Annotated in this window: 17 protein-coding genes and 1 tRNA gene; 9 read left to right on the forward strand and 9 right to left on the reverse strand. The window is 63.7% G+C overall.

What is annotated here, in order from left to right:
* The first annotated feature begins 146 nt into the window (after window positions 1–146).
* Window positions 147–800 (forward strand): phosphate signaling complex protein PhoU, encoded by a 654-nt coding sequence (phoU, locus tag HAV21_RS19890; protein WP_142936569.1) that lies wholly within the window; start codon window positions 147–149, stop codon window positions 798–800.
* A 69-nt stretch (window positions 801–869) separates the two neighbouring features.
* On the opposite strand, the gene HAV21_RS19895 is transcribed toward phoU, so the two are convergent.
* Complete coding sequence (locus HAV21_RS19895) at window positions 870–1,616, reverse strand: phosphoglyceromutase (protein WP_166842870.1); 747 nt, start codon at window positions 1,614–1,616, stop codon at window positions 870–872.
* Window positions 1,617–1,712: 96 nt separating this feature from the next.
* Here HAV21_RS19895 and HAV21_RS19900 point away from each other — a divergent pair, with 96 nt between their 5' ends.
* Window positions 1,713–2,534: a class I SAM-dependent methyltransferase gene (locus tag HAV21_RS19900; RefSeq protein WP_347877679.1), complete on the forward strand. Its 822-nt coding sequence runs from the start codon at window positions 1,713–1,715 to the stop codon at window positions 2,532–2,534.
* Between the two features lie 6 nt (window positions 2,535–2,540).
* Here HAV21_RS19900 and HAV21_RS19905 read toward each other — a convergent pair whose 3' ends face one another.
* The gene (locus tag HAV21_RS19905) at window positions 2,541–2,882 is read right to left on the reverse strand and encodes a DUF2516 family protein (RefSeq protein ID WP_142936571.1); all 342 of its coding nucleotides are present in this window, start codon (window positions 2,880–2,882) and stop codon (window positions 2,541–2,543) included.
* Window positions 2,883–2,892: 10 nt separating this feature from the next.
* The gene (locus HAV21_RS19910; protein ID WP_166842871.1) at window positions 2,893–4,077 is read right to left on the reverse strand and encodes an aminotransferase class I/II-fold pyridoxal phosphate-dependent enzyme; all 1,185 of its coding nucleotides are present in this window, start codon (window positions 4,075–4,077) and stop codon (window positions 2,893–2,895) included.
* A 73-nt stretch (window positions 4,078–4,150) separates the two neighbouring features.
* On the opposite strand from HAV21_RS19910, the gene tmk reads away from it, so the two are divergent.
* The 3 genes from tmk to HAV21_RS19925 are packed head-to-tail and all read left to right on the forward strand — an operon-like array spanning window position 4,151 to window position 7,631.
* Window positions 4,151–4,840 carry a dTMP kinase gene (gene tmk / locus HAV21_RS19915; protein WP_142936573.1) on the forward strand — a complete coding sequence of 230 codons (690 nt, stop codon included), beginning with the start codon at window positions 4,151–4,153 and terminating at the stop codon, window positions 4,838–4,840.
* Complete coding sequence (locus tag HAV21_RS19920) at window positions 4,837–5,988, forward strand: DNA polymerase III subunit delta' (RefSeq protein WP_142936574.1); 1,152 nt, start codon at window positions 4,837–4,839, stop codon at window positions 5,986–5,988. The genes tmk and HAV21_RS19920 overlap by 4 nt, the downstream gene beginning before the upstream one ends.
* A gap of 8 nt (window positions 5,989–5,996) precedes the next feature.
* Window positions 5,997–7,631, forward strand: a complete 1,635-nt coding sequence (locus tag HAV21_RS19925) for an alpha/beta hydrolase (protein WP_166842872.1) — start codon at window positions 5,997–5,999, stop codon at window positions 7,629–7,631.
* On the opposite strand, the gene HAV21_RS19930 is transcribed toward HAV21_RS19925, so the two are convergent.
* On the reverse strand, window positions 7,628–8,359 hold the full coding sequence (locus tag HAV21_RS19930; RefSeq protein WP_166842873.1) for an HAD family hydrolase: 732 nt from the start codon (window positions 8,357–8,359) through the stop codon (window positions 7,628–7,630). The genes HAV21_RS19925 and HAV21_RS19930 overlap by 4 nt on opposite strands.
* Before the next feature lie 216 nt (window positions 8,360–8,575).
* On the opposite strand from HAV21_RS19930, the gene HAV21_RS19935 reads away from it, so the two are divergent.
* The 3 genes from HAV21_RS19935 (at window position 8,576) to HAV21_RS19945 (ending at window position 10,335) form a co-directional block, all read left to right on the forward strand.
* Window positions 8,576–8,648: transfer RNA gene (locus tag HAV21_RS19935), tRNA-Thr, on the forward strand.
* A 167-nt stretch (window positions 8,649–8,815) separates the two neighbouring features.
* Window positions 8,816–9,076, forward strand: a complete 261-nt coding sequence (locus tag HAV21_RS19940; RefSeq protein WP_142936577.1) for a helix-turn-helix domain-containing protein — start codon at window positions 8,816–8,818, stop codon at window positions 9,074–9,076.
* Window positions 9,073–10,335, forward strand: a complete 1,263-nt coding sequence (locus HAV21_RS19945) for a HipA domain-containing protein (protein ID WP_166842874.1) — start codon at window positions 9,073–9,075, stop codon at window positions 10,333–10,335. Before HAV21_RS19940 ends, HAV21_RS19945 begins: the two co-directional genes overlap by 4 nt.
* Here HAV21_RS19945 and HAV21_RS19950 read toward each other — a convergent pair.
* Genes HAV21_RS19950 through HAV21_RS19965 form a run of 4 tightly spaced genes read right to left on the reverse strand, consistent with a single transcriptional unit; the run spans window position 10,304 to window position 14,345 of the window.
* Window positions 10,304–11,512 (reverse strand): DUF6226 family protein, encoded by a 1,209-nt coding sequence (locus tag HAV21_RS19950; RefSeq protein WP_166842859.1) that lies wholly within the window; start codon window positions 11,510–11,512, stop codon window positions 10,304–10,306. The genes HAV21_RS19945 and HAV21_RS19950 overlap by 32 nt on opposite strands.
* 28 nt (window positions 11,513–11,540) lie before the next feature.
* Window positions 11,541–12,770 carry an amidohydrolase gene (locus tag HAV21_RS19955; protein WP_166842875.1) on the reverse strand — a complete coding sequence of 410 codons (1,230 nt, stop codon included), beginning with the start codon at window positions 12,768–12,770 and terminating at the stop codon, window positions 11,541–11,543.
* Between the two features lie 43 nt (window positions 12,771–12,813).
* Window positions 12,814–13,548: a hypothetical protein gene (locus HAV21_RS19960; protein WP_142936581.1), complete on the reverse strand. Its 735-nt coding sequence runs from the start codon at window positions 13,546–13,548 to the stop codon at window positions 12,814–12,816.
* Between the two features lie 47 nt (window positions 13,549–13,595).
* Window positions 13,596–14,345, reverse strand: coding sequence for a DUF5058 family protein (locus HAV21_RS19965; protein WP_166842876.1), 750 nt, complete (start codon window positions 14,343–14,345; stop codon window positions 13,596–13,598).
* Between the two features lie 273 nt (window positions 14,346–14,618).
* Here HAV21_RS19965 and HAV21_RS19970 point away from each other — a divergent pair, with 273 nt between their 5' ends.
* Window positions 14,619–16,067 carry an amidase family protein gene (locus tag HAV21_RS19970; protein ID WP_166842877.1) on the forward strand — a complete coding sequence of 483 codons (1,449 nt, stop codon included), beginning with the start codon at window positions 14,619–14,621 and terminating at the stop codon, window positions 16,065–16,067.
* Here the strand turns inward: HAV21_RS19970 and HAV21_RS19975 are convergent.
* Window positions 16,048–17,004, reverse strand: coding sequence for an AsnC family transcriptional regulator (locus HAV21_RS19975; RefSeq protein ID WP_142936584.1), 957 nt, complete (start codon window positions 17,002–17,004; stop codon window positions 16,048–16,050). The two genes, HAV21_RS19970 and HAV21_RS19975, sit on opposite strands and share 20 nt — an antisense overlap.
* Window positions 17,005–17,113: the final 109 nt, after the last annotated feature.

The raw sequence follows: 17,113 nt of genomic DNA on the forward strand, positions 1-17,113 counted from the left end.
CCCTAAACGCGGACGGTTCAACTAACGTTCATCTAAAGGTGCCGAACCGTTCACTGGCCCCTGACACAGTTACTGGTTGGACTGCCAATGGTTTTGAGATCCGCCCCGCCCCATGGGAGCCGGATTTCCAAGGAAAGGACGCCTTAGTGCGCAAGGTTTTTCAGGAGGAGCTCACCCAGGTAGGTGACGACCTCATCGAGATCTCCAAGCTGGTTCACGAAGCAATCACGAAGGCGACTACCTCCTTCGAAGGCGCGGACGTGGATCTTGCCCAGGACGTCATCGCGGCAGATGCGCGGATCGACTTCCTGCAGAACAGCCTCGACGAGCGTGCCATCGACATCCTTGCCTTGCAGGGCCCGGTGGCCAGCGACCTCCGCATGATCGTAGGTTCGCTGCGCATGAGCGCGTCGCTGGAACGCATGGGTGACCTGGCCCGCCACGTGGCCCAGCTGGCACGCCTCCGCTACCCGGCTACCGTGATCCCCGCTTCGCTGACCCAGACCTTCAAAGCCATGGCCCAGCACGACATCGAGATCACCGCCAAGGTCATTGAACTGCTGGAAACGCGCGACCTTGAGGTTGCCCGCGACATCCTCAAGATCAACATCGCCGTGGACGACCTCCACCTCAGCGTCTTCAAGGCGATTGCTTCCCCCGAGTGGACCGAGAGCCCGTCTACCACCGTGGACGTCGCCCTGGCGAGCCGCTACTTCGAGCGCTTCGCCGATCACGGCGTTTCGGTCGCTCGCAAGGTCACCTACTTGGTGACCGGTGAATGGCAGCCTGAAGGCTTCTAGCCACAACAGCATTAACGACGACGGCCGGTCACCTCAGGTGACCGGCCGTCGTCGTCGTTAGCTACAACGTCATTTTTTGCCCTGGTTGGCCACCGCGAGGATGGCCTGGGCTGCTGCGTCGGGATCCAGGTAGGTTCCGCCCGGGTTGATGGGTTGGAAGTCCTCATCCAGTTCGTACACCAGCGGGATGCCCGTGGGGATGTTGAGGCCGGCAATGGCGTCGTCGCTGATGCCGTCCAGGTGCTTCACGAGGGCGCGCAGTGAGTTGCCGTGGGCTGTGACCAGCACGGTCTTGCCGGCCTTGAGGTCTTCCTTGATGTCCGATTCCCAGTAAGGGAGCAGGCGCACAAGGACGTCCTTGAGGCACTCGGTGCGCGGGAGGGCGTCACCAAGATCCTTGTAGCGGACGTCGTGGGCCTGGGAGAATTCGCTGTCGTCAGACAGGGGCGGCGGCGGGGTGTCGTAGCTGCGGCGCCATTCCATGAACTGCTCTTCGCCGAACTCGGCCAGGGTCTGGGCCTTGTCCTTGCCCTGCAACGCGCCGTAGTGGCGTTCGTTGAGGCGCCAATCGCGCTTAACCGGAATCCAGCCGCGGTCGGCCTTGTCCAGGGCCATGTTGGCGGTGTTGATGGCACGCTTCAGCAGCGAGGTGTAGAGGACGTCCGGGAGGACGTCATTCTCAACCAGGAGCTCTCCACCGCGCACTGCTTCTTGGCGGCCTTGATCGTTCAGGTCAACGTCCACCCAACCGGTGAACAGGTTCTTGGCGTTCCATTCGCTGTGGCCATGGCGCAGCAGAATCAGCTTGTAAGTCATGGTTTTCATCCTAGCCGAGCAGCTCCGTGCCCTGCCCGGCGTTACGTCCGGCAACGGACTCCCCGGTCTGATGCGCGCAGCGATAAAGTGGGGGCCGTGGTGCAAAAAGCGGAACGGGTGGGCTCTCCCCGCAGTCGGGGCGGGAAGCCGGTTGGCAACATCACCCGCGGCACCACCAACCCCAACCGCATGCGACGCCTGGACCGGTGGCTTGCCGGACCGCAGGCGTGGCGGCTGCGCGCCGCCGTCGACCCCCTTGTGGTGGACCTGGGCTATGGCGCCTCGCCGACCACCGCCGTCGAGCTTTTCGAACGCTTGCAGGCCGTGCGGCCGGATGTCCGGGTCTGCGGGATCGAGATTGAGCCGGAGCGCGTTCGGACTGCCAAAGCGCTCGAACGGCCCGGGCTCAGCTTTCACGTGGGCGGTTTCGAAGTCCCCGTTCCCGGTAACCCGGTGTTGGTGCGGGCCTTCAACGTGCTGCGCCAATATGAGGAAGCCGACGTGGGCGGAATCTGGCGGCTGGTGCAATCGCGGTTGGCGCCCGGCGGGCTGTTCATTGATGGCACGTGCGACGAAATCGGCCGACGCGTCACGTGGGTGGCTTTGGATGCCGAGCGCCCTTTGAGCCTGAGTTTTTCCGTGCGGTTCGGCAGTTTTGAGTTGCCGTCCGAGGTGGCCGAGCGGCTACCCAAGGCCCTGATTCACCGGAACATCCCGGGCGAGCCGATTCATGCCTTCCTGCAGGCCATGGACAAATCCTGGTTGGAAGCTGCGCCGTTGGCATCGTTCGGGAACCGGCAACGCTGGACGGGCATGTGTAGTTCACTGCGCGACGCCGGGTGGCCGCTTCAGGATGGTCCGGCGAGGTGGCGGTTGGGTGAAGTGACGGTGGCGTGGGACGCGGTGGCGCCTCAGTAAGGCTGTTTACCAGGGACCGTACGGGCCGACGTTCCGGTTGCCGCCGCTGCCGGCCTCGCGCAGGGCGGGACGGACATCGGCAAGGTACACGCACGCTGCGGTGACGGCGGCGATGCCGAACAGTCCAAGGCTGCTGCCGCCCGTCAATACGGTCAGGGCGCCGATCGCAAGCGCAACGCCTGTGAGCGCCAACCAGAACATCTTGGTGCGCTTTGAAGCCGCCACGAAGAGCGTCGGCTTATGGCGCAGGCAGTCCGCGAACGCCCACAGTTCCAGGGCAAGTGCCACCAGGCCAAGAATCCAGTAAACCCCGCTGGTGACAACCGCGATCAAAATTTTTCCGTCCACGTCCTTTAGCCTAGCCGTCCAACGACTTCAGCGCTTGCTCGAGGTCGGACCAGAGGTCTTCCACATTCTCGATCCCCACACTCAACCGGACCAGGTTCTCCGGAACGCTGAGCGGCTCAGCCGTGTGCCGGCGTCGGCGTTCAATCAGCGACTCAACCCCGCCCAAAGACGTGGCGGGCAGCCAGAGCTGCAGCGCGCGGACCAATTCGTCGGCGGCGTCGGCACCACTGCGCTGTTCGTCTCCAGCGATCTGGATGCAGAGGATGGACCCGAAGCCCTTCATCTGTACCTTGGCGCGCTCGTGCCCGGGATCGCTCGGGAGGCCCGGGTAACGGATGGTTTCCACCCGGGGGTGGCTGCTGAGGCGTTCGGCAAGGGTTGCCGCTGAGGCCTGCGAGCGTTCAATCCGCAGCGCCAAGGTGCGGAGACCGCGCAGAGCCAGCCAAGCCTCAAACGGCCCGGCGATGCCGCCGTGGATGATGCGGTGATGGAGCAATGTGGCGCGCAGTTCCGGGTTGGACGTGACGAGGGCGCCGAGGACGACGTCCGAATGTCCCGCCAGGTATTTGGTCACCGAGTGAAGTACGACGTCGGATCCGAGTTTGAGGGGCTGCTGCACCAGAGGCGTGGAGAAAGTATTGTCCGTGACCACGATTGCGCCGACCGCGTGGGCAGCGTCCGTCAGTGCGCGGATGTCGGCGATGCCGAGCATGGGGTTGGTGGGGCTTTCCAGCCAGAGCAGATCTGCCTTCTTGCCCGTCTGGGGACTGATGAGCGCCTTCACGGCGTCCGTGTCCGTGATGTCCACCGTGCGAAGTTCAAGGAATCCCTTCTCAGCCAGTTCAGTGGCCATGACCAGGGAACCTGCGTAACTGTGTGAGGGCATCACCACCACACCGCCGGCGGGCACAAGGGACAACGCTGAGCTGACTGCCGCCAGGCCGGAGGCGTAGAGCAGCCCGGGCAGTGTGGCGCCTTCCAGTTTGGCCAGCGCATCCTCGAAGGGATCCCAGGTGGGGTTGGCGTAGCGCCCGTAGCCGCGATCTCCGTCGCCTAATGAACCTGTTCCGAAGTATGTGGAGGACAGGACAATAGGCGGGTTGACGGGCTCGTCGTGGGCGCGGTCGGGGCGACCGGCCGCAACGACAACGGTTTCCGGAGACAAATCGGCGGCACGTTGATCGGAAAGGCTCATGGTTTCAGCGTAGCCGCGGGCAATGCTGTGGATAAAAGCCGTCTCGCATGCCGGTGATCGGTAGGCTAGTCCAGTGAGTATTAAGAGCCCAGGCCTTTTCATCGCCTTCGAAGGCGGGGACGGAGCGGGCAAGTCCACCCAGGCCGCCCGGCTCTCTGACGCCCTTGAGTCGCGGGGTCTGTCCGTTCTGCGCACCCGTGAGCCAGGCGGCACTCCCATCGGCGAGAAATTGCGCTCCTTGGTCCTGGACCACGGACACGGCACCATCGACCCCCGCACGGAAGCCCTCATGTTCGCGGCCGCCCGCGCCGCCCATGCCAGCCAGGTGATTAGGCCTGCGCTTGTTGAGGGAACAGTAGTCATCACGGACCGCTACATTGATTCCTCCGTCGCTTATCAAGGTGCCGGGCGCGGACTTGGCGCCGAGGGTGTTTTGTCGCTCAACGAGTGGGCCACTGAAGGCCTCCACCCGGACCTGACGGTACTGCTCGACGTCGACCCCTCCGATGGCCGCCGGCGCCGGACCGCCGGGGACGCCACCGAGGACAGGTTGGAGTCCGAGCCTGACGATTTCCATTCCGCGATCCGGCACGCGTTCCTGGACCTCGCAGCGGCTGCACCCGCCAGCTATCTGGTGCTGCCCGCCAATGCAGATATCGAAACCTTGGCGTCCCGGATCCTGGAGAGGGTGGAGGCCTTGCTGGTTGCCAATGGCGTGCCGGCCTCTTTGAAGGACGATACTGTTTTGGGCGACCGCCCGTGAGCGTTTGGGACGACCTCCAAGGGCAGGCACCTGTGGTTGCCCAGCTAAAGCAAGCGGCACAGGGCGACACCGGCCTGACCCATGCGTGGCTCTTCACCGGTCCGCCGGGATCGGGCCGTTCAAACGCAGCCAAGGCTTTCGCGGCAGCCTTGAACTGCGAGCAGGACGACGTCACCCTGCGCGGCTGCGGTCAATGCGCTGCCTGCCACACCATCCTGGGTGAAACCCACTCAGATGTGACGTTCGTGCGGACCGAGAAAGTCACCATCACCATTGATGAGGCCCGCGAACTCGTCTCCAAGGCAGGCGACCGGCCCGCCACTGGGCGGTGGCGGATCATTGTGGTGGAAGACGCGGACCGTATGGCAGAGCGGACCACCAACGTGCTGCTGAAGGCCATCGAGGAACCCACACCCAGGACCATCTGGATGCTGTGTGCCCCCTCCCCTGCCGATGTTTTGGTCACCATCCGTTCCCGATGCCGCCCGGTGAGCCTGCGGCTGCCGCCAGCCTCCGACGTCGCCGACCTTCTGGTGAGGCGCGACGGCGTCGAACGCGGCCTCGCCGACCGTGCGGCGCGTGCGGCCCAAAGCCATATAGGGATTGCACGCCGGCTGGCCCGCGATGCCGATGCACGGCAGCGCCGCTTGGATACCGTGCGTATACCTCTTGGTCTTCGCGGCGTCACCGCTGCGGTGATGATGGCTGAAAAGTTGGTCAAAATAGCCACCGAGGAAGCCAATAGCTCCAACGACGAACGCGACGCCGCGGAAAAGATCGCACTGCTGGCGAGCCTGGGCGCTCCTGAATCCGGGACACTCCCACCCTCCATGCGCAGCCAGGTCAAGCAGCTTGAGGACGATCAGAAACGGCGTGCCAAGCGCTCCATCACCGACTCGTTGGACCGCACGCTCACAGATCTGCTGTCCTTCTACCGGGACGTCCTGATCATCCAGCTGGGGAACGCCGTGGAACTGGTCAACGTTGAACTCAAGAGCGAACTGGAAGACTACGCGGGACAGTCAACACCGGAAACCACCCTGGCCCGAATGGACGCCATCAACAAAGCCCGTGTCCGAATCACCACCACCAACGTGGCGCCGCTGTTGGCGGTTGAGTCCATGGCCACGAGCCTCATCCAGCAATAGGAGAATGCATGAAGTCCGCACCCCGCCGGTCCGCCGGTACCCCTTCAAGGGACCGGTCTGCCCAGCTTGAAGCGGGTGGTGGTTCGGCGATCCGGGGTGCTGCACGGGGGTCCCGCCGCGGGTTTGCGGCGGTCTGCGTTGCCCTGGCGTCCATGCTGGTACTCAGCGCGTGCACTGTCCCGTTCCTGCCGCCTCCAACGGCACAGCCGTCCACCAGCACTGTGGATCCGTCCATCGCCGCCTCAGCTCCTGATGGCCTGGAGAAGTACTACTCGCAGTCGGTGGAGTGGAGCTCATGCGAGGACGGCTTCCACTGCGGCAAAGTGCAGGTGCCCAAGGACTACGGCAATCCTTCATCCGGGGACATCACCCTTTCTGTCATCAAGTTGCCCAGCACCGGCAACAAGCAAGGGTCCATTCTGGTCAACCCCGGCGGCCCAGGTGGTTCGGGCGTGGACTTCGTCAAGGACGCCGGCAACACCCACTTCACCGAGAAATTGCGCGCCAATTATGATGTTGTCGGTTTTGATCCCAGGGGTGTGGGCCGTTCCGCGCCGGTGACCTGTATGACCGACGCCGAACGTGACGCCGCCCGCGAAAAAGTGTTTCGCAAGAACACTGACGAAGGGCTGGCCGCCGCGCTTGCCTTCAACAAGTTTTTCGCCGAGCAGTGCGCCCAGCAGACCGGCGATGTCATGGGGCACATAGATACCGTGAGTGCGGCTAAGGACCTGGATGTCCTGCGCGCGGTGTCAAACGATGCCAAGCTCAACTACCTGGGCTTCTCCTACGGCACCTTCCTGGGCTCCACCTACGCTTCACTTTTTCCGGACAACGTGGGCCGGCTGGTCCTCGATGGCGCCGTGGATCCTTCCATCAGCAACGAAGAACTGACAGCGGGCCAAGCAGTCGCTTTCGAAAAAGCCCTGCGCACCTACGTGGGCAGCTGCCAACGGCAGCAACAGTGCCCCCTGAGCGGCTCAGTGGATAACGGTGTCCAGGAAATCCGGGAACTCATCACGGCTGTGGACCAGAACCCCCAGACCGCCAAAGACGGACGGTTGGTGACCTCCAACGACTTCGTCAACGGTCTCATCCTCCCCCTCTACAACGACCAAAGCTGGCCGGCCCTGACCCAAGCGCTGGAAAGCGCCTTCTCCGGTGACGTGTCCCAGATGATGCGGTTGGCGGATCTTGGCGCCGACCGCGAACCCAACGGCACGTACAGCTCCAACTCCGCCTTCGCATTCCAGGCCATCAACTGCCTGGACTACCCGATGGTGACCGACACCGCCGCCATGCGAGCCGAGGAAGTCCGCCTCATGCAGGACTCCCCCACATTCGGGGCGTTCTTTGCCTACGGAGGCGTCAGCTGCAAGGACTGGCCCTACGCCAGCACGCGCACCCCGGCACCCGTGGAATACAACGGCTCCGCACCCATCGTGGTGGTCGGCACCACCGGCGACCCCGCAACTCCATTGCAATGGTCCCAGTCGCTGCGCAAGCAGTTGGAGAATGCCTCCCTGGTTACGTGGGAAGGTGAGGGGCACACAGCGTACGGCCGTGCGAACTCCTGCGTCAGCACCGCCGTCGACGACTACTTTGTTGACGGCAAACTGCCGCAGGACGGCCTCAAGTGCTAGAGGTGGCTGGCTTCGCGCTTCTCCACCAAGAGCGGGAGCTCCTTGATGGAATCCACCACGACGGTGGCTCCGGCCGCGCGTAGTGTCGCCTCTGAATGGGAGCCGGTGAGGACACCTGCCACGAGGGATGCTCCGGAACGAACACCCGAGAGCATGTCCGAGCTGGTGTCACCCACCACAGCCACCTCCCTTACGTCGTCGAGGTCAAGGGCGAGCACCGCCGTCAGGATCATGTCCGGGTAAGGCCGTCCACGTCCAGCGTCGGACGGGCACAGGCTGAGGTCCGCCAGCCCCATCCACCCGAGCGATTCCAGCACCATGTTCTGGGTGTGGCGGCCGAATCCCGTGGCCAGGCAAACCCGCATGCCGGTCTCACGCATCCACAGGATGGCTTCCTCCGCTCCGGCAATGGCCCGGACACCACCGTCTTCAATGAACTCGTCATAGCTGTTCTCGAAAACTCTGTTGGCGCTCTCGGCCACGGCAGGATCCTCAAAGAGGTGGCTGAAGACAGTCATTTTCGAGAGGCCCATGGTGTCCCTGGCGTAGCCGAGCATGCTCTCGAACCTGGTGGTTCCGGGTTCAATTCCGTGGTCAACCAGCGCCCGGGACATGGCACGCTCTGTTCGGCCGTCGTCCGTAATGGTGGTGCCTACCATGTCCACCACGGCCAGTCTCAGCCGGTTGGGTGCTTGGCTGGCGTCCTTGGGCAATGCATCCCTCGTCATGGAGCGGCTCCTTAAGCTCATATGGGTGGCTTCATGTCACCGCCACAGTTGATTCCCCAGCTTCCGGCCACCGGGAAACCTCCGCCTGAACCCGGCCCGACGCGTGGGTGAACATCCCCGCAACGGCCGCCGTCGCCCTCGTTTTGACCCGGGTGCGGTGCCTCTATTACAGTTATGTCTTGCGTGATCGCCCGGGAAACCGGTGATGAACGCGGTGCTTCCTTAGCTCAGTCGGTAGAGCGTTTCACTCGTAATGAAAAGGTCATCAGTTCGATTCTGATAGGAAGCTCAGAGAAAAAGCCCCGCTGGTTCGTTGAATCGGCGGGCTTTTCGTTTGCCAAGGCCGGGACTGAGCCGTCCGAGTGTGCCTGATGATGGAAATATCGAACATTCGCCCAAGTCATTGAATTGTTCAAAATATAGGACATTTGGAGTGTTGAGCCGTATGATCGTTATATGGAACATTCCGATGAGTTGACACCGTTTTACCGGGCCGTCGACGCCGCCTCCCTAGGGCGATCCATCGCTGAGGCACGCAAAGAGGCCGCACTCACCCAGCACGAGCTTGCCGTGCGACTGGGCGTCACCCGCGGCACCATCGTGCGCCTTGAAGCCGGCGAAGCAGTCTCCATGGTCGTGGCTATGCAAGCCATCAGGGCCGTGGGCCGCGACGTGGCCCTGGTGCCGCGCTTTTCGAAGCTGCAGGTTCGGCCATGAGCCCCCGCAAGACCCTTGATGTGTACCTGCGCGGGGACCGAATCGGTGAGCTGCGCGGCAACGGCCTCAAGCTGTCCTTCCAGTACGCCCCGCAGGTGCTGGCCGCCTACGGTGCCGGGTCCATCCTGCTATCACTGTCCCTGCCGCTGACCAGAAAGCGCTTGGACGGGGTGGAAGTCTACAACTTCTTTGACGGTCTCCTGCCCGAAGGCCAGGTCCGTTCCAACCTGGCCAAAGAACACGGTGTCACCGTCCCGGACGCTTTTGGGCTGCTCCGCGTCCTGGGCGCCGACTGCGCCGGGGCCGTCCAAGTCCTGCCGCCAGGGGAACCCCCCGCCCGGGAGGACGCTGCAGCGCCCATGACCGCAGAAGAGGTCATCAACGTGGTCGAATCCCTGCCTACGTGGGACCTGCCGGAGCATTTCCTGGTCACTGCGTCCTTGGGCGGCGTCCAGTCCAAGGTGCTGCTTTCCCAACATGGCGACGGCTGGGCCTGGCCAGGCAGTGGTTCGGTGTCGACCCACATCATCAAGCCCGAACCACTCGAGTCCACCATCCCGGAGCTGCTCCCCGCCGAGGACTGGGCTTTGCGGACAGCAGCCGCGGCAGGGCTTCCCGCGGCCAAAGCCCATCTGGAAAGCTTCGGATCCCGTCGGGCCATTGTGGTGGAGCGCTTCGACCGCACAGGCGAGGGCAGCCGGTTGCACCAGGAAGACTTCACCCAAGCCTTGGCCCTGGCCAGTGAAGCGAAGTACGAAGGCACCACCGCACCGCCCTCGCGCCTGACCCGGCTGGTCAACGCCGCGGCGCCGCACACCCGCGACGAGGCCGCGTTTCGCCGTAACCTGTTGCGCGCCGTGACGTTCAACCTGCTGATCGGCAACGGCGATGCACACTCCAAAAATTACTCCCTCATGCTGCGCGACGGTGGAGAAGTGCTGCTGGCTCCGCTCTATGACGTTGCGCCCACCCTGCTGCTGTACCAGCCGAGCGGCCTTGCCGGGCACGCCGTCAGCGGCCAGATCCGGCTGGGCTACATCACCTTGGAACATCTGGTCGCCGAAGGGGCAGCCTGGGGCATGGACGACGACGATGCCCGTCAGACAGTGGCTTCAACACTGGAGAGGGTGGCGGCAGCGGCGGCGGAAACAGCGCCACCTGAGTCCCTCGGCTTCCTGTCCGAGCTCATCGCGGTCCGCGCCCAGGACCTACTGAACGGCGGCACAGCTAGGCGGGTCCTGGTGCCGAAACACGAGTAGACCTTCCGCCCCTCCTGAGTGGCCATGCTTTCCACCCATCCGGGACGGCTTGGAGTCGCTCCTCAGCGGCGGCTAGTTGAGCGGGCGTGGCTCCCACGGGGCCACGCCCGCTACGGTTGCCGGATCCATCAGCAGCGAAGAGCGCATACTCCGCCCACCGCTTCCGGCCCACGGGGTAGCGTTCGCCGTAGCCGCCTGCTGCAACGCCAAGGACCAGCTCCTCCATGCGGGATCCTTCGCTCTCGGCGGTCTCGTCACAAGCATCGCAACCGCAGATAGGGAACGCAAAGTTGTGCAGCGCACCGGCGTGGAGCACCACCCCCGGAGAACCGGTCACCACGAACGTCAGCGGAGCGGCGAGCGGGTCCCGAGGGGTCAGCCGCGCGACGTCGATCACCTCAGCGATGTTCATGGCCGCATCCGCCGCGTGCGCCGGATCCCAGCTGACATCGACGTCGTACTCGCTCTCCAGATACTCAACCAACGCCCGGGCCACCGTATGGAGCCCTTCAAACCGTTCCCTGTGAGTTTCCACGCTGTAGGAGTCCTCAGGTGGGCTATCTGCGCCCCATCGGTTCCCGTATCCGATCGCTTCGCCGTCAGCATTGCGATAGTCACGTGAGGGCAGCTCCGGCCGCACAAAAGGTTCACGGAATTGCCCACTGGGGACCGGCCGCAACGCGGGGAACTCGGGACCGTCCGGCTCGTCGTCCGCCCACTCCGTAAGGTGCGTGAGGAGGCCGGCCACCATCCCGTCGTCGGCCTCCCCCAGACCGTCCATCAAGCGGTCCACCGTGATCATCATGTCGCGGTCGCCTACTTCGCGGGATCCGTCCGCCATCACTGTCCAGTGCGCTTCCGGCCGCATGGCCGCAATGACGTTTCCAACGAAGATGGTGGCGGCTTCATTGAGGCCGGGGTCGCCCGGGATGTCGCCGATGTTGGTGCGCAGGAATCCCAGCAACGCGTTCACGTCGGAGGCAAGCTGCCCAGCGGAAACTCCCCTGCTTTCGCAGAACGCCACGAAGGGCGCGTACCCGGCAAGGTGCTTGACCGGGGCTGCGTCCTCCGCCGCTGGCCCGGATTGGGCCGTCAGCCGACTCAGCACGGCTTTGTTGGAAAGCGGTGCTGACAATCCAGATGCAGGCCCGCCAAAAAGATCTTCAATTTCCCCCATGGGAAACATCCTAGGGCGGACCCGGATGTTAGTGGCCCAGCCGGGACATCAACACGGCGACGGCGGCGGAGACTCCCCCGGCCAGCGAACCTTCCAGCTCGGGAGCGAAGAACGGCGAATGGTTCACGGGGGTGGGACCAGGCCCTTCATGTCCGTCCAGCGGTGTGCCACCGATCATCCAGAACACGGACGGCACTCCGATGGCGGTGCCCAGGTGCCCAAAGTCCTCGCTGCCCATCATCGGTGGGGTGATTTCGACGGCCTCATCCCCCAACGCAAGCCGCAGGGCCTCAACAACGGACGGAACGGCGTCGGGATCGTTGAAACATTGCGGGAAGCGGTACATCTCCTCGATGTCCGGCTGTGGTGCCCCGGAAGCGGCAGCTTCGGCCTCGATGATGCGGCGGATGGCGGCCAGAACCTGGCCGCGGACGTCGTCGTCGAAAGTTCGGATGTTGAGGGTGAACTCGGCAGAGGCCGGGATGATGTTTTCCTTGAGGCCGGCATGGAATGTCCCCACCGTCACGACGGCGGACTTCCGCGGATCCAACTCGCGGGACACAATCCCCTGCAACCGCGTGACCATGTGGGCGGCCATCACGATGGGGTCGATGGAATCCTGTGGCTGGGAGCCATGGGACTGCTGGCCGTGAACCGTGACCCTGAGCGAATCCGCCATGGCGGCTACCGGCCCACTGGAAATCGCAACCGTACCTACCGGGCGGGGCATGACATGCTGCCCGAAGATCACTTCCGGCCGCGGTGCTTTGTCCCACAGTCCGTCGTCGAGCATTGCCAAGGCACCGGCGGCAGTCTCCTCGCCGGGTTGGAAGATCAACACCAGTGTTCCTGACCAGGCATCCCGGTTGCCCGCAAGCAGTTCGGCGGCGCCCAGCAGGCTGGCCACGTGGGTGTCATGGCCACAGCCGTGCATGACCGGGACTACCGTGCCGTCCGGCAGTGTGCCTGTATCCCTGCTGGCGTAGTCCAAGCCGGTAGCTTCCTCGATGGGCAAGCCATCGGAATCGGCGCGGAAGGCCACCACGGGTCCGTCGCCGTTTCGCAGGATTCCCACCACTCCGGTGCCGCCGCAGCGGAAATGCTCAATGCCCAGGCCGTCCAGTTGCTCCTCGATCAGGGTAGCTGTGGCGAACTCCTGCATGGAGAGTTCCGGATGTGCGTGAAGGTGCCGGTACAAGGCATGTAGTTTGGCGGTCTGGCTGGTATCGAGCTGGAGGGCGGTAGCTGTTGACGTCATGGGTCCTGTCTTCCTGGTGGATGCGGGCTTGTTCCGGGCGTTGCTACTCGATGTGGATAGGCTTCGCCTCGGCAATGGTGGACTTACCGCGGAAGAACCATGCCAGCAGGATGGTGCCCAGCACAGCGATAGCGGTGGACACCATGGCGAGCGAAGGCACCAGCGGAAGCACGACGAACACGACCACGGCCGAGATCAACAAGGCGAACACAGTAGTGCGGGGCTGCTTCATGGAAACGATGGCCTGCACCAGTACGGCTCCCAAGACGGTGGGCAGCACATAAAGCCGGGTGACGAGCAGCACCGACGGCGGGATGACGCTGATGAGCCAGCTGCCCAGGAGACCGACGAAGATCGCCAAGGAGACCAGGTGGACTACCGCTGCGCCGCAGATAGCAACGACGGCGGCAAGTTCCGCCCGCTTGCTGCCCGGCTTTGCGCCGATGTTGGTTTGGGCGATCAGTGCCGCTGGCAGGAGCTTGTTGGAGATGTTGCCGATCATGAACGCCTGGTACATCGCTGCCGGGCCCAGGATCGGGTAGTACGTGAGCGGCTCGACGATCCAGATGATGCCGAATGTTGCGGCTACTGCCGCGAAGGCGATCCACAGCTGGGCGGGTGCAATATCCAGCCCGGTAGCGAAAACCAGGTACAGCGGACCCGCCACGGAAACCAGGAGGCCTGCGATCATGGTGATCTGGCCCCAGCGGGACGTGGTGCGGCTGAAGTCCGCCATGGCGGTGTTGTTGGCGGTTGGAGCAGAAGTGATGGAAGACATTTGGGCGTTCCTTTCGGACCTAAAGAATGACGACGTCGGCAGGCGGCTTAGGCGCTGACGGCCAGGTAGGCGGCACTGAGGCCAATGACGATCGAGATTCCGAGCCCCCATTCCCGCAACCAGCTCTTGCCGATTTTCTTGGCCAGCAACAGGCACGTGCCCATGACCGCTGCGGAGACTGCGAAGGACAGCACATGGATTCCAGATTTGGGCAGCTCTGTGAGACCCAGGCAGGAGAAGGCACCGATCAAGGCCGCCGCAGGGACGATCGCCATGGCTGCTGGATTCACCGAGCGGATCTTGGCGTCACCCTTGTGCAGCAGAGGCGTCAGGATCAAGGTAGCGAGCATCCACATCGCCCCGCCGATGCTCATGGCAAAGAACGCCACCGCGAAGACACTTTGCGTGTAGCTGGCATCGCCGAGCTTGGCTCCCATGGAACCTGCTGCGATGCCCGCGGCCGAAACATCGTAGGCAGCCGAGCCGATCAGGCCGATCCGGGACAACACAGCCGGTGCCCCGAAGAGACCCAGCAAAGCAATGGCCACCAGCGATACCGCCAGGGAGGGACCGATGGCCGAGACAGCGCCTGAGCGGAACGAGGTCCTGATGTCTTGCACACTCATGTCCACTGAGGGAGCAGCGCGTCGGGCTGCCTTCATGAAGATGACGGATTGGATGATGATGACGCCAAAGACGCCGGCCACGCAGATCCAGAGGACGGGATTGTTGGCAATTGCCATGATGTCGGTGGAGTCGGTGGGTGCTAGCGGTTGAAGAGCCAGGGGTTGGTGCATGGGAACCTCCCAGGTGTTGGCCCCCGGCAAGCCAACATCCGGACGACGCTGTGCGGTATGTGGTGCCGTGGGGCAAATCCTTACCCATCGACCAGATCGGCCAGTGGGTTACCAACACCCTCTGCTATGAGCCGGATCACACACAATAGCTGACGGAATCAGCCTCAGAAGTGGCCGAATTGTTCAAAGCTTGCCATTGGTTGATTCGGGGCTTCCCCCCGTCAAAGTGACCCGGCACACTTTCAGGCAGTAGCAATCCAGCAAAGGAGCACCATGTCTGACACCCTTGGCGAGCTGTCCGCCGTCGAACTTTCCGCAGCCATTCGCCGGAAGGAAGTCTCGGCGCGCGAAGCGTTGACCGAACACCTGGAGCGCATTGCCGGGATTAATCCCGTAGTCAACGCAGTGGTCACCCTCGACGCTGAAGGTGCACATGCCCTGGCACACCGGGCAGACCAGCTCACAGCATCCGGAGCGGAACTGCCACCCCTTCATGGGATTCCCATGACCCACAAGGACACCAACAACACAGCCGGGATGCGCACCACCCAGGGCTCACTGGCCTTGCGTGACTTCATCCCCGACGCCGATGACCTCATCATTGCGCGCCTGAAGGCAGCCGGCGTGGTCAGCACCGGAAAGTCGAACGTCCCCGAGTTCGGCGCCGGCTCCCACACGTTCAACGAGCTCTTCGGAACCACCACCAACCCCTACGCGCCAACATTGAGCGCCGGCGGCAGCAGCGGCGGAGTGGCCGCCGTCGTCGCATCCCGCGTCCAGAGCATCGGCGACGGCAGCGACATGGGCGGATCACTCCGCATTCCGGCCTCCTTCTGCAACGTGGTGGGTTTCAGGCCGTCGACGGCGGTCATCCCCATGCCGTCCGACGTCAACGCCTACGCGTGGCTGGGGAGGACAGGGCCCATGGCCCGGACTGTGGAGGACATTGCCCTGTTCATGTCCGTCACGGCGGGAAAGGATCCCCGTGTTCCGCATCCGGCCGGCCTGGACCCGGAGGTATTCCGATCCACCCTGGAGACGGACCTGCGCGGTGTGCGAATCGGGTGGTCCCGCGACTTCGGGATCGGGGTCCCGGTGGACCCGGAGATCGTGGATCATCTTGAGCGGCAACTGGCCATCTTCGAAGATCTCGGAGCGATTGTGGAGGAAGCCACCCCGGATTTCAGAGAAGCGGACCTGGTGTTCGGCAATACCCGAGCCCTGGACTTCGCAGCAGGGCTCGGGCCGATCCTGGAGCGGGCCGGGGACGTTATCAAGCCCGAAGTCCACTGGAATGTGGAGAAGGGCTTCGCCCTGACGGCTCGGGATGCCATTGACACCGCGGCCGCCAGGACCCGGCTGGAATTGAGTGTTCAGGACTTCTTTGGACGGTACGATCTTTTCGCCAGCCCCTGCGCCCAGGTTCTCCCCTTTGATGCCACCCTCCGGTACCCCGCGGACATTGCCGGAACGGCCTCGGAGACGTACTTGGATTGGATGCGATCAGCCTGCCTCCTGTCCGCAACTGGGCTGCCAGTGCTCAGTGTTCCCGCGGGATTCAGCTCCGCCGGACTACCTATCGGCCTGCAGCTCGCCAGCAACCATTTCACGGACATGCAGTTGCTTCGCTATGGCCGCGCGTTCGAGCAGCAGACCGGGTACGCCGCCGTCGCCCCTGTTGTCTCGGCCGGCCACAAGCCGCTCACGACTGTGAGCGCATAACCCTGCCACCACGCTTCCTCGCATCAAGGAGGATCGAAACATCCACGCCAGCGGCGTTTTGTGCCCACTCCGAGGTGGTGATGAAGCGGTAGAGCGCAGCCATGTCCTCCACCGTCACGTCAGCCATGATCTGGTAAGTGCCTGCGATCGCTGCGGCGTATCGGACGGTGGGAAGCTCAGCCAAGCTCTTCCCCACGTGTTCAACATGTTGCGGCGAGGCACGGATCCACAGCAGCGCTTCAACGCCAAGGCCAAAGGAAGCGGGCTCTACAATGGCCCGCAAGTGGACCCGGTTGTTGGCAAGCAACCATTCGCTGCGGCGGCGGGCAGTTGCCTCTGAAACGCCCACCCGGCGGCCCAAAGCCTCAAAACTCATCCGGCCATCGGCACACAGCGCGTCCACGAGTTCGTTGTCCTGGCGACTCAAATCCTGCCGCGGCACCAAGGCTCCCGAATCCTGGGTAAAGGTGGAGCGGAGTGCCTCCGCTTTGTCGGCGGTGAGAATCTCCGGCCGCCAACCGCGGATGGTCCGGAAATACCGAAGCACGGGGTAGCTGGTGGAATCGCGCAAGCCAAGCGTGGCCGGCAGCTCGTCAGAGAGGACCTCCGCCATGCGAGAGGGTTCAGTGAGTACCTCAGCTACACAATCACCGGTGCCGGTGGTGGTGTAAACGAAAGTGGTGTCGGAGCGTTGCGAGAGTGCGTGAACTGCGGCACGTACCGTCCCGGGCATGCACCGCATTTCCACCAGCACTACCGACGGCTTGGGCCGGATGCCCACCACAGCCACCGCACCGGATTCCAGCAACTGCGATCCCCTGCGGGCAACAGTTCGTTCGGCTTCTCCCAGGACGGCGGCAATCTTCCGCCACGGGCAGCGCGGATCCAGTTGCAGGGCAGCCACAATCTGCCGCTCCAATGCGTCAAACACCACCATGCCAACTCCGTCCGTCTGCGTCGCTCAATTTCATCACGGACACCGGCGGCGACGCGTCGCGGACGCGAGTGGCGTTGTCGAGCGTTAAAGGCAGGTGCCCCGCACCCAT

The organism is Paenarthrobacter sp. MSM-2-10-13 (assembly GCF_011605365.1).
Lineage (GTDB): Bacteria > Actinomycetota > Actinomycetes > Actinomycetales > Micrococcaceae > Arthrobacter.